Source organism: Virgibacillus ihumii, from assembly GCF_902726655.1.
GTDB classification, from domain to species: domain Bacteria; phylum Bacillota; class Bacilli; order Bacillales; family Amphibacillaceae; genus Lentibacillus; species Lentibacillus ihumii.
On sequence record NZ_CACVAN010000001.1, the window covers coordinates 930,965 to 944,010 of the forward strand.

The following is a 13,046-nucleotide window of genomic DNA, read 5'->3' on the forward strand; positions in this document are numbered from 1 at the left end:
TTTTCCCCCTGATGATTATTCCCGATTTAGTATTAAAAACAAATGTAGTTTTCTTCCAAAATGAGGCCCATTTGTTGAAGACTAAAGTTTATATTTACAATTTACCAAGAAAATTGATATCTCTTATCAAAATAAATTTTATTTAGGACTTACATGTATGCCTTCACTCTCTCGCCAATCTGCGTAGAGTATACGCTTTACATTATCATATCCATTGGTAGTTAATTGGTTATCTAACCACTGTTGATCAAATCCGAGTTCATGTAAATTATCCCATAAAATTTCCCCATCTATAATTAACGATGTTGGGAGGTCTACTGGACTTTCTGGAAGATTGAGATCTTGCTTGTCTGGTTTTTGATACTTGGATTTTAATAATAAACTTATTTGCCCATTAGCTTCCAATATACCGTATTTGACTTCGCGAACTGAAAAGACATTATTTTGACGGAGTATACTCAATATTTGATTTACATCCAATTTGTTCTTTGTAAGTAACTTTCTGTCCATAACACCATCTCGAATGATTATGTTAGGATTGCCTATTAAGAGAGAACGTGTCGATTTATTTTTTAGAGTCATAAACTCTATTCCCAACATAAGAAACGTCCACAATCCGATGGCATATAAAAAATGAAAAATCCCTACCTTATCTTGATAAATGGTATTTCCTAAAAAATCTCCAAGTACTAACACAAAAACTAAATGAAACGGGGTTAACTGATAGATGGATGTTCTGCCTGTTATGATAATGATAAAAAATAAAGTGGCAAAACCAACAATGACTTTGATCGTCAGTAAACCAATATTAACTTCTTCCAAAGTTTATTCCTCCCTCTATATAATTAAAATATCTTTAAAATGCTCTTGTTCTCTTAGAATTTCTTAAACACCATTTTGGGAATTGTATAGGGGCGTATCAGCTGGATGGGAATCAGAAGATTCTAACACTATCCATGCCATCCTAACGACCAACTGGTAGTATTTGGTTAAAAATGAATATAACCATGCTTCATACTCCACACTACTTATGGTCGCTCACCCTCCCATGTATCACGGGATTTTGATCCATACATTCCTTCGTCTTGCGTATCCACAAGGTGGAGGTCGGATAAGCTCCTATGCTGGGTCGTGTGCCCGTATGGAAAAAATAAGCTCCGACTCTGCATTATTGGTGTTTGTTTATTTCAAAAATCCAAGTACATTTATTCATGACCACTTTCATTCATAAGGCTTAAGCAGCTTGTATTGATTCGGGCTTGAGGTAATCCCTTCAATAATTTCCTTCCATCAAATTCACAGTGCTTTTGGCCAATCACAAACAGTACACATAATAACTTGCAACACAACGCTATAAGCAATTGTTGTTTTTTCAGTGGACGATTTGGGCGGGTCGTGTAATACGCATGCAATGCTTTAAATGTTGGGTTAAGAGCCACAAGTGGCCGAACCGCTAAATATAAAGCCTTTCTCAGTTTCTTTCGTCCACGTTGCTTATCTTGGTTTGTCCTTTGAACTTTCCGAAACTGCATTCCCGCAAAGCAAACCCCGCCATGTTTACCAATTGTTAAAGTATATCCTTTGGCAGTTTTGAAATATGCCAGGCCTAGCCAATAATGACCTGTTGGTTCGACACCAAAAATAACGTTGGTTTCACCCTGTTCTTTTTGGATTTTCGTAACGCGCTCCAACAGCTGTTGGAAGCCATGTATACGATTTTCAAAAATCAGTCGCTTTCCAAATTCCATTCCCCGGTCATCCTGTGTACGTGCAACATGTTTATCTTTGGCAATATCAATGCCTACCACCAATGTTGAAGGTGTGATTTGCGCTATTTTGTCATTTTAATTATAATTCATGTTGAGCCCTCTCCTTGGTATTTATTTAATTCGGGGTCACCGCGATGACACCCTGTACTATACCAAGAGGGCTCTTTTTTGTTCAAACCTCAAATTTCTTCATTACAGCAATGCTCCAATTTAAATTTTACTTAGTTGTAAGATCTTGAGGTTTGGATAAAGAGGCTAGTTTTAGTATTAAAGCTCGAGTTACAATTCCAACAATGATGTAATATATGAATGAATATGTGTATCTCCACTCTAAATAATTAACAAGTTTGACCCACTCGCAAAATGGTTCACCTATAAAGGCATATGTTAGTGCCATAATGATCTGGGCTAAAATAAAAGATTTCCATGTTCTAAAATATTGATATAACAACATATAAGCTACAGGTACCATTGAAAAATCAAAAGGAAAGGCCCGAGGAATAATAGGTAGGAATGCAATGGGGTAATCCCAAAAACTATATTGTGCACCAACTACATCTAATAAGGTTGTTGTCAAGATAATTATGGTACCAAATAACAAAATTTCTAAAATAATGTCTCGTTTAACAAGTTTAGCCCATATAACCCAAGGCACAATTAAAAAAACTACTAGAATCCACCATTCCCAAGTTAAAAACTCATTTTTTAGCCAACGATTTAATTCTAAAAGATAGAGCTTATCTTGTAATAAACGTATTTCCTTAAGATTTATTGATATCACCCCTATATTTAAAATTAAAAGGTAACATATATTTTCGAAATCGAACTCTTTGAGCTGCCTTTTTAGTATTACCACTTTTAAGTAATGAATTTCCATCGTAAATAAGAAATATTTTTTAAAACAAAAATATTTTAAATCTAGATTTAAGATAGAACAATAAAAACAGGATACATCAACTTATAATAATGGAGAAAGCAAGCGAGCACCCTGTTCAACAATGCGCTCGGTCAGGGATCGTTGCAACAAGTCTTCAATTCTTAATGGTACAGAATCAGTAAGATCCCTCTCGAACTGCTCTGTGAGTTCCCTTGCCACATCAGCACTGTACACGACTTGACACACTTCATAATTCAGGCGAAAACTTCTCATATCATAGTTTGCTGCGCCTACTTCTGCAATTTCCTCATCAATGATCATCAGTTTCGCATGTAACATTCCTTTATCGTACTGGTAGATTTGGACCCCAGCTTCTATAAGTTCCCCGTAATAGGTACGACTTGCAAAGCCCACGATTTTTTTATTAATATGGCGAGGAACAAGTAATCTTACGCGTACACCACGAGCCACAGCTGTCTTTAATGCTATAATAATATCTGTTTCTGGTATAAAGTAGGGCGTTGTTATATCAATGGTTTTGGTCGCTTGTGTTATAAATATAAAGTAAGCTTGACGAATAACTGGTGTAGGAATTCCAGGGTTTCCTTCCAACGTATGGATGTGTGCTTTTTGCAATTCTCCTGTCTTTGTTTGGATATTGTCTATTTTACCTTCTATAGGCCATAACTCAGATCCTAATTCGGCAGACCATCTTGAAATGCTACCGGTTGGATTGATTTCCTTTGATATGTATTTTGGGATTTTAGTGGGCTTTTTCGTAGCCTCAGATTTTGTTCTTGACTTTATCCGTTCTGGTACAGCGATATTCCAATGAACGTCGAAGATAGTCTGCAAGTCGCCTGTTGCTTCCCCTATAATTTGCAAATGAGTGTCCCTCCAAAATCCTACGTCTGGCTTTAATCCTGTATATTCATATCCAACGTTCATACCGCCCGTAAAAGATTCCTTTCTGTCAATCGTAACAATCTTACAATGATCCCGATAATTCCAATTGGATAAAATCCAGGGAAAGCGTAAAGGAAATATTGTCCGGCATTCTATCCCTGCTTCCACCATCTGAAGGATTTTTTGACGCGGAAATTTTTTACTCCCCCAACCATCTCTAATAAAACGAACCCGCACTCCGTTTACTGCTTTTTCGATCAGCAGTTCTGTGATGCAATTACCAATTTGGTCATTCCGATAGATGTAATATTCCAGATCAATGGTTTTTTGGGCTTTTTGTAGGGATTCGATAAGTTGTTCATATTTTGCTATTCCATTGTTTAGTACTTGGGCTTTGCCGACTCGAAGCCCGCCTACAGTAAAATACCTTAAAGCATCGGCGATTATCGATGCTGAATCACTATATGTACCAGGTAACTTATCAGACTCATTATGAGAAGAGGTCAATCTTTTACGATGAATAAGCTTGGGATTCGATATGCTAAGATATAGTAAGAAACCAATGACAGGCAAAACAAGGACGATTACTATCCAATTCAAAGCTTTGGCAGGATGACGCACTTCCCAAATTGCTATGAATAAGATAAAGACCGTATTTAACAGGTATAGATTAAAAATCCACTCCATCTAAAATTCCTCCCTGGCTTTTTTCTATTAGCATGTACAAACTATGTAGCGAGTATACGTTTGGAATACGAAGGAATTGTTTAGATACCTTTTCTTATGAGACACACAAAATAATTTTGTAATTAGTTTATTTTGTCACAGGAAGTTAAACGTTGGAAATGGATCGAAAAACAAAAGGAGGTTCGTTTTAATTATGGTACCTGTAGTTAGGACACTTGAAAAAAGTGTTTCAGGTATTTTTTTATATGAATGAATTTCATAATTTTTAGCCCTTGTGCCCCAATGGAATTAAAACGTAAAAAAAGGAAGTACCTCCCCAAATCTTGTATAATGGTAGTCGACCAAAACAAACCAACAGACTGGAGGAATACTTCCTATGACCATTATACAACAAACAAGTTTATTTAGATCCAAGAATTATACGACATGGAACCTACCCAAAAATATGAGGCAATTATTTCAGCCATCGACATCGATGCGATTTTGCAGTCAATAAGAAATCGCGACGTGGTGCGCCGGAAGAACTGAACTATGCAGCCATGATCATTTCTTTATGTGTAAGAATTGTTGAGCGGATTCCGACAGTTAAGGATTTGGTCAAACGCCTTCAATACGGATATAGCCTTCAAATTAAATTGCGGATTTTTAGTATCCGACTCCATTCCTTCTGATGCTTCTTATTCTCGACTTGAAACGAAGCTAAAATAATCTGAAACCTTGGAACAGGAAAAAATTGTGCTGCGAGCTATCCATGAGGGTTTTATCACGGATGACACCGTAGCCATTAATGCAACCCATTTTGAAGCGCGCGACCAAGCACCACCAAAAGAAGAAAAGCCAACCCCTGAACCAAAAAAACGCGCACGCAAAACGAAAGAAGAACGTGAACAATGGTTAAAGATACAAGCTCAAAAGGCAGCCAATATGTCTCTTTATGAAAAGAAAATTGAAGCTCAACTCGATGCTTCCTTACACGAACTTCGAAACGAAGTTCCCCAAGACCCCAAATGGGGGGTCAAGAAAAACAGTGAAGGCAAAAAATGTCTTTTGGTTTGGCTTTAAGGGGCACTTAGCCGTTGGCACTTCAAGCCAATACATTATATAATCTCTTTTTTCGGTGGGTAACTTAAATGACGGAAAAGGGCAATCCCACTCTTAAAGGGAATTGATGAACGTCTGCCCCTTCCATCTTTACGCTACGAAACAATGGATGTTTCCGCCTTTTGCCTACCTCTTATAATACATAAAAATATCCCGTTTCAAGGATATTTCCAATGTCATCTATTATTATTACTAAACAAATAATTCATGATTTGATCAAAAAGCGCAACATCATCAGTAACTAAAAATACTGGTAACAACGTGATGGAGAGTATCACCGCAAGGTTACCTACGATAAATTTGGAAAACACCCCAAGTACCTTTATCATTCCAACCATCCCCTTTATTTGTGGATATTCTATATTATACACTCCACGGTGCGATACACGGAAAGACCCGATACAGCGGCAGTCCACCTGTATGAGGGGCATGTGCTGGTAATGGTAGACGGTTCCCCAAGTGTCATCATAGCACCGGCAACATTCTGGCACCATATGCAGGGGGCTGAAGAATACCGGCAGCGCCCGGTTGTTGGGGCATATTTCCGATTTGTACGATTTTTTGCAGCTTGGGTTTCCCTGTTTTTATTACCACTTTGGTATTTAATGGCATCTGATTCCTCATTACTACCACAGGTGTTGTCGTTCCTTGGGCCGAGAGAATCATCCACCAACGTTGTTGCTCGCTTAATACCACCCCCACGCTTAATGGTCGTTTTCCATTGCGCAAGCACTTCCTCCGGCGTCATTCCACGAATATCAGAAGGGAATGGGAATTCACGTAATGTAAACCATGCCGTTTTTCCATCCCAATCTTTAAACACATCATCAAACTCTGGGAAGTACCGTTGAAGGTTGTTTTGAATGCGTCCTTCAATAATTATCAGCTGTTTGGTCAGTTGGTCTCTTAATTTCATGCCTTCTCGTAATTCGGCATAAATGCCGTTAAGAAGATTGGGTACAGAGTATCGTCCATCCTTAATCAGCTGTGCTATGACACGTGCATCCTTTGTATCATTTTTGGTTGGTGAGTTATCATCAAGCTCTTTGGTTTTCTTAACATGCATGGGATTGACCAATACAAAGTCATATCCTTTGGCAGTTATGAAATATGCCAGGCCTAGCCAATAATGACCTGTTGGTTCGACACCAAAAATAACGTTGGTTTTACCCTGTTCTTTTTGGATTTTCGTAACGCGCTCCAACAGCTGTTGGAAGCCATGTATACGATTTTCAAAGATCAGTCGCTTTCCAAATTCCATTCCCCGGTCATCCTGTGTACGTGCAACATGTTTATCTTTGGCAATATCAATGCCTACCACCAATGTTGAAGGTGTGATTTGCGCTATTTTGTGATTTTGATTATAATTCATATTGAGTCCTCTCCTTGGTATTTATTTAATTTGGGGTCACCGCAATGACACCCTGCACTATACCAAGAGGGCTCTTCTTTGTTCAAACCTCAAATTTCTTCATTACAGGAATGCTCCTATCTGATTGGGCCTGCCGTTAACATATGTATACAAGGGGTTGGCCTGTGATAAGGCCAACCCTTAAGGCCATTCAAATTTTAGAAGGTGCCCAATTGCCCTTTGTATAATAGGTGCCCCACTTTTTTTGGTTAACCGGGTTGGGAGGGATTACTCACACCTTTGTCGGTTTTAACATCTAATAAAGAGAATGTGGTGGGCAAATTATCCACCCGCAACCCGATAAACTATATCGTTGGGGCGATTCGGTGATGTTTAAACCGTAATTCCTTTAAGATACCTCACACACATCATCAAGCCCTGTTTAAAAGAGAGGAGTTAAACAATCAATGACACATGGAAGATCAATGCTCGGGGGACAAAATTGGAGGGAACAATTTGATCCCCTGACGAGTACACCGCAATTTGGTGAACCCAGTATCAGGAAAGAAAACTCATCAAATTCCAAAACCCAACAAGGTACCCCACCTAATCAGGGGGGGCGGATGAACCCCCAGACGGGCACGCAACAATCGTGTAAATCTGTTGACCAGGCGGGGCAAGGTGTAACCCAAGTGGAAAATGGGATGGGTGGTTACCCCCCTGTGAATCTACCCCCATCCGCGGAGCAGTCCCCAACCCAAAACCAGCAATTTATAGTGGATGCATTACGCCGGCATACGGGCGACTTTGTCCGGGTCAGTATGTCCTTTAACAACACTGATAGGGAATTTAAGGGAACGGTTCAGGATGTAGGGATGGACCACGTGACTCTGGAAGATGAAAGGTTGAATTCGCGTGTAATATTGCCACTGATTTTTGTAAACTATATTGAAATCCCAAAGTAGTCAACCACCCATCGGCTGGGCAGTGTAATAACAAATAGTCTTATGTTGTACCCAACATGTTTTTTTGACGCCGTGCTGTTTGCAAGGCGTCAAATTTTTCCCCGGGAAGATAACCTTGGAACGGCACTTAACATATCCGCATTTCCTGTTGGAATCAACATGGCCATATTTTAATTGCGCCCAAACAACATAACTGCAAAATATGTTTCCGGGCTTCTCCAAAAACTATTGAAAAAGTGGGCCTGGGCATTACTCACAAAGTAGGTCTTAACCCATAGGATGATTGGGGTAGGCTATCTATCCATACGAAGGGAGAATTATTATGTATCACCAGCCACGCCCATATCCCCCTGTGGACACGGCAATGTTGACCCAATCCGTAAATGAATTTGAAACTCTATTGCATCAAGGTTTAATTTTATTAGATAAATTGGAGAATAAACCATTTTCCTATAACCTGATGGTATTCGCCCAGCGGGGAAACAAAGCTGAAGTAAGGCATTTAATTCATTCAATCAATGGGTTATACGTGCCAATCCAAATAAACTTTACACCTTCGGCAATTATTTTTAACATGGAGCCACCTGCTGTTGATGGTCAGGATTATGGTAATTGTTGCAGCCTAAGAATCGTTTTGAAATGGGGAAAATAACCGGTTGGCCCCCGGGTGGTGTAACTAACCAGGGGCCATCCTTTTGCGTGTTTCCTACAATTATTGTATGTATCAATTCAGTTGTTTTATAGTAAAGCCCCCGTATTTACGGGGCCCTTGCATGAGGAGGGCGTAGCAGTCCCCTCAACGAGAGGGAGGGGGGGTCACCCTTTTCCCTATTATTGGCATACCCCTGATAAAACATACCCCGTGTTTATAATTTTTTCCCGCATCCTAAAACTATTCATGGTGGGAAATGTCCGCCTTCATCTGATTTCGAATGGATTCATACAGTTCGTCAAGGGAATGTACAACCCCCCGGGGATCCTTAAATACAATATGTTCAGGTCTTAAATTGACTGGGGAATCAATTCCAGCCGCGGCAGCCACCCGGAAGAGCCCCTTTCTAAGGGTTAGTAGATAATTCGCTACGCGGTACTTTTTCTCAACAATAACCAAAGCCTTTTGTAAATCGGGGTCAGTCGTTGCTACCCCAACGGGACATACATTTGATTGGCATTTAAGTGTCTGAATACAACCCACGGAAAACATGAATCTACGCGCAATATTAACCAAATCTGCCCCCCATGGCAAGAGCCATCGCGGTCTTATCGGGGGTTTCCAATTTACCGGATGCAATTATTTTCACCCGATCCCTGACCCCAAAGTGGCGGAGGGTCGAATCCACAATGGGTAATGCTGATTTTATCGGGAGGCCCATACTGTCCATTAATTCCTGGTAAGAGGCACCAGTACTACCCTTCCCACCGTCAACCGTAATATGGTCCGGCCCTTTTCCCGATTCTTTCATATGTCTTGCGAGTTCAACAATACTGTTATTGCGCCCAACAACAACCTTGATTCCGACCGGCCTTCCAGTATGCTCCCGGATACATTCAATAAAGTCAAACAGTGAAGGTATATCAGTAAACTGATTAAATCTGTTCGGGCTTTCAATCGAATGATAGACCTTAACTTTCCGTATTTCAGCAATTTCCGGGGTTACCTTTTCGGCATCAACATGGCCACCACGTTGCTTGGCCCCTTGGGCAAGCTTTAATTCAAACGCCTTAATTCGTCCCATTTCGCTTTTCCTCTTTAATTCATCCCAATCAAAATTGCCTTCCTGATCCCGAAAACCAAAGAGGCCGGAGCCAATCTGTTGAAAGATATCCACATCACCCTTTAGGTGATACGGGGAAAGTCCCCCTTCCCCGGTGTTCATCCATTTCCCCTTTGCAATTCCTAAACCCTCAGATAACGCCGTTATAGCCCGTTCGCCTAGTGACCCAAAGCTCATCGCTGATTGCCCAATAAGACTTTTTACAACAAATGGATTTTTTGTTGTTGGTCCAATAACCACCGCATCATTATCATCTAGTAAATAGGCGAGCGTATTACTTTCCTCAAGTTTTTCTTCCCTTTGCCCAAATAGGGAATCCCTGAGTAAAATATACTTTTTTGTATTGATCTTTGTTTTCTTATCCATTTTCATTTCATCGGATTGTTTCGGAAACATTGAATTGACAATATAATATCCCTCTTCCTCAAAGTTCCGTTCCGAGCCAAACCCTAAAACATCACGTTGGTATTTTGCACTTTTGACGACATTTTCAAATTCTACCCGTGAGAATGGCTTTCCCTCTGTATCATTATTAAACCAATATTGTCTCATCTCCGGCCCTATTTTTTCCAAAAAGTACCGTATACGGCCCAGAGATAACATCCTTCTGTTTGCTAGACAGTTTTCTTTTCATGGATAATCACCCCTTAAAAAATACCAAATGACCTTTCCCCGGGGAATCCCCACGTAAGGTATAAAAATTTTATAAATAGCACTTCCCCATTTATATTAAGTTATACAAGATACAGGAATATACAATTTTGATTAAAAAGGAGTTTATTGGCCACCATACGGCTAAAAGCCTTGGACACGCACGGGAAATTATCCCCCGAATAAACTACCATGGACCAATTGGTCCATGGTTATCTTTACCCCCACACCTGAATATGTTAATCCCACGGGGGCTAATCAGCCTCCGTGGGCATATTTGGACTTACGGAAACAGGTAACTAGTTGGGCTACCCCCCTTAACGGATGCCCCGCCGGGGAAATGTAGGTTTAAATAGCCTTTTGGGGGGTTCCAGATAGGCCCGACTCCCCCATGTGTTGTATTCTGATTTAAAAAACGAATTTCATATGCCTTTTTGTATGGGATGGATTGAGACCCATCGGTAAATGGGTGAAAAAACGGTAATAATGCAATCTTCCGTTTAGTCAAAAAGGGGCACAGAGGATGGTATAATACACGGAAATTGAACATTATTTTGGAGGTAGAAAAATGCCAAGGATAAATTACACAAATGAGGATGTGGCCTTATTGGCTAGGATGATGAGGGCGGAGGCTGCGGGTGAAGGAAGAGAAGGAATGTTGCATGTAGGAAATGTAATTGTTAACCGGGTTGTAGCAAACTGTTTGGATTTTCAAAATATAAATTCAGTTCGGGATGCTATTTTTCAGATACAAGGGGGTAACTTTTCGTTTGAGGCCGTTCAAAAGGGTAATTTATTCTATAAGGGGGCGAGGCCCAATGAAAAGGAACTGGCAAGAAAGGTTTTGAATGGTTGGCGACAATTCCCGTCAAAATATGCCCTCTGGTATTTCAATCCACCTGGCCCAGAAGGATCAACCCCTCAGGGCTCATGCCCCACGGAATGGTTTGGCGAGCCTTTTGCTGGCCGTTATAGAAATCATTGCTTCTATGAACCGGCAGCTGGAACATGTCCAGGTGTATACATTAGGTGATGTAAATAATCCATAATTGTGTGTCCAAGGAAAATGGTGCACTTGTATGAAGGGTATAGGTCAAAATTTGGTAGAAACTACAAGCCACATTTTAATTTATGGATATACCCCAAGAAGGGTTTTACATTGGGGGTATATGAATCACCCCGCAGTGTAACCCCCTAATAATAATCCACCACTTGACCCTACGGGATTGCCTACTAGTGCAACGTTTTTTGGTTTAATGTGATCAGATAACCTTCCATGGATTTCAACTATTCCTTTGTGGCCAGGAATCTGGAGTCCATTGCCCTGAGGAGGGGATCCCGGATGGAATGTACAAGCTATTTTTTGTCACTTATTCCATATGTGAACACCACCACCCAACCCATCCACTCTGAGTAGGCTCTGGGCATAACTATTTATAATTTTTCTTCCCCACATTACCTTATAAAAAGAGGAATTTTTCCTATAACGTAGAACCTTATTTACCAAAAGGGGGAATTTACTTGGTTAAAAAGTTAGTTGCGAAATGCGAACACTGCCACTATTGGTTTATATCCAAATCAACCCAAATGGATGAACAAACATTCCGTGACGCAACAATTAGTAATGCTGAGCAGTGCTTGGTATGTCAACGACTCACACGAATTGGTAAGGGTAATTTGGAATTCCATACTATAAAATAGCAATTTATAGAATTCCAACCCAAAAAGGGTTTAACCATGTATCGGTCCGATAACAGCCACATGGTATACGCCTACTTTGTTTATCTATTCAATAAAATTAAATATTACGGTATATTTTTACGGGGGGAAAGGCAGAATACAACGAGGGTGTCCTCCGTTTTTAACTGCGTTTTAGTTTACTGCCATGGGTCGCAGTTTGGCCCATTGCAGTTTTTTATCATTTAGAGGGGGTTAATAAACCTTATATTTAAATACAAATAAAAATAATTCCCCGGGGGTGCAATCTGCCTATGAAAAGGAGCAAAATGATAAAAGTTCAAAAAGGGTATTTTTGCACGTCCCCTCGAAATGGTGGAATTAACTTTTAACTCTTGAGTGGCTTGATTTTCAAGTAAGCTTTTCAAAAGGTGTACTATTTGAAAGATGCTGCGGACAGTACTTTTTGCGCATAAGTACAACATAAATCATTATGAAACATGGCAAAAAGCCTGTATATGTTTTGACAAGGGTTATTTTCTTTTTTAATCCCCTTTTTCGGGGCGTTGTGCAAAAACACCCTAATAAAAATCCCACAAGCAAACCCGGAATCACACTTAATATCGGAAGCCAAACTGGGCCGAGCAATACACCGAATAAGGTGAATTTAAACGAATAAATAGTTCCCACAGTCACGAAATAGGCTGAAAATACAAACGGCAAAAACGAATAAGGCCTTTTACCTCCGCCTGCATCTTTATAAGCATCCCACATTGTAAAAAAATATAAACAAGGATAAAACATGAGCCATTGGTAATCGGCTTGTTGTATCGCTTTTTCAATTTTGCCATGGAAACTTAGAATGATGACCTTGTTAAAATTCCCCTGAACATTAACCAAAAACTCTAAAGAAATCAGTACAATTCCTTTGATATATTGTGAACGACATCCACCTCCCCTTCCCCGACATACTGAAGGGAACGGTATACCCGAAAACCTTTTTCTTCTTTTTCCACCCGAATATGCATGACAAAATCTTCTGTATGTACGGAAGCGGTTGTATTTTCTGCCGTTAACTCAGCATTGGCGAATGTATAATACACATAAAATGATCCTCCAAGAATAACTAGAAGTACAACCACTGCAGACATCAATTTTTTCAGAATCCCCCTCCATCCTTGTATAATATGACGAAATTTTCAGGTCAAAAGTTTCAAATAAGCGTCAAAAATTTCAACTTTTGTCCTGATATTGTTTTATTTCTATACCCTTTTACCCATTACACCA

General features: G+C 39.9%; 8 protein-coding genes and 6 pseudogenes. 5 read left to right on the plus strand and 9 right to left on the minus strand.

Annotated elements, in window-relative coordinates:
* Positions 1-138 precede the first annotated feature (138 nt).
* The 4 genes and pseudogenes from HUX68_RS04600 to HUX68_RS04615 form a co-directional block, all read right to left on the minus strand.
* Positions 139-822 (minus strand): DUF421 domain-containing protein, encoded by a 684-nt coding sequence (locus HUX68_RS04600; RefSeq protein ID WP_174613729.1) that lies wholly within the window; start codon positions 820-822, stop codon positions 139-141.
* Between the two features lie 383 nt (positions 823-1,205).
* Positions 1,206-1,835, minus strand: a pseudogene (locus HUX68_RS04605) (IS110 family transposase).
* A gap of 151 nt (positions 1,836-1,986) precedes the next feature.
* Positions 1,987-2,625, minus strand: a complete 639-nt coding sequence (locus tag HUX68_RS04610; RefSeq protein WP_246206607.1) for a CBO0543 family protein — start codon at positions 2,623-2,625, stop codon at positions 1,987-1,989.
* Between the two features lie 102 nt (positions 2,626-2,727).
* Positions 2,728-4,239, minus strand: coding sequence for a phospholipase D-like domain-containing protein (locus HUX68_RS04615; RefSeq protein WP_174613730.1), 1,512 nt, complete (start codon positions 4,237-4,239; stop codon positions 2,728-2,730).
* A 376-nt stretch (positions 4,240-4,615) separates the two neighbouring features.
* On the opposite strand from HUX68_RS04615, the pseudogene HUX68_RS04620 reads away from it, so the two are divergent.
* Positions 4,616-5,451, plus strand: a pseudogene (locus HUX68_RS04620) (transposase); the annotation flags it as partial.
* Positions 5,452-5,516: 65 nt separating this feature from the next.
* Here HUX68_RS04620 and HUX68_RS04625 read toward each other — a convergent pair.
* Entirely contained in the window at positions 5,517-5,669 is a 153-nt protein-coding gene (locus tag HUX68_RS04625) for a hypothetical protein (RefSeq protein WP_174612716.1), read from the minus strand.
* Between the two features lie 39 nt (positions 5,670-5,708).
* Between HUX68_RS04625 and HUX68_RS04630 the strand changes: the two are divergent.
* A pseudogene (locus HUX68_RS04630) lies at positions 5,709-5,990 on the plus strand (spore germination protein); the annotation flags it as partial.
* Between the two features lie 14 nt (positions 5,991-6,004).
* On the opposite strand, the pseudogene HUX68_RS04635 reads toward HUX68_RS04630, so the two are convergent.
* Positions 6,005-6,712, minus strand: a pseudogene (locus HUX68_RS04635) (IS110 family transposase); the annotation flags it as partial.
* Positions 6,713-7,314: 602 nt separating this feature from the next.
* Between HUX68_RS04635 and HUX68_RS04640 the strand changes: the two are divergent.
* Positions 7,315-7,656, plus strand: coding sequence for a spore coat protein GerQ (locus HUX68_RS04640; RefSeq protein WP_174613731.1), 342 nt, complete (start codon positions 7,315-7,317; stop codon positions 7,654-7,656).
* A gap of 322 nt (positions 7,657-7,978) precedes the next feature.
* The gene (locus HUX68_RS04645; protein WP_174613732.1) at positions 7,979-8,308 is read left to right on the plus strand and encodes a YuzC family spore coat inner layer protein; all 330 of its coding nucleotides are present in this window, start codon (positions 7,979-7,981) and stop codon (positions 8,306-8,308) included.
* A 240-nt stretch (positions 8,309-8,548) separates the two neighbouring features.
* Here HUX68_RS04645 and HUX68_RS04650 read toward each other — a convergent pair.
* A pseudogene (locus tag HUX68_RS04650) lies at positions 8,549-10,025 on the minus strand (glutamate synthase-related protein); the annotation flags it as partial.
* A 625-nt stretch (positions 10,026-10,650) separates the two neighbouring features.
* Between HUX68_RS04650 and HUX68_RS04655 the strand changes: the two are divergent.
* Complete coding sequence (locus HUX68_RS04655; protein WP_174613733.1) at positions 10,651-11,115, plus strand: cell wall hydrolase; 465 nt, start codon at positions 10,651-10,653, stop codon at positions 11,113-11,115.
* Between the two features lie 1,226 nt (positions 11,116-12,341).
* Here HUX68_RS04655 and HUX68_RS04660 read toward each other — a convergent pair.
* Both HUX68_RS04660 and HUX68_RS04665 read right to left on the minus strand, forming a co-directional pair.
* Positions 12,342-12,746: pseudogene (locus HUX68_RS04660) on the minus strand (hypothetical protein); the annotation flags it as partial.
* Entirely contained in the window at positions 12,674-12,913 is a 240-nt protein-coding gene (locus HUX68_RS04665; protein WP_174613734.1) for a hypothetical protein, read from the minus strand. The gene HUX68_RS04665 and the pseudogene HUX68_RS04660, both read right to left, overlap by 73 nt.
* Positions 12,914-13,046 lie beyond the last annotated feature (133 nt).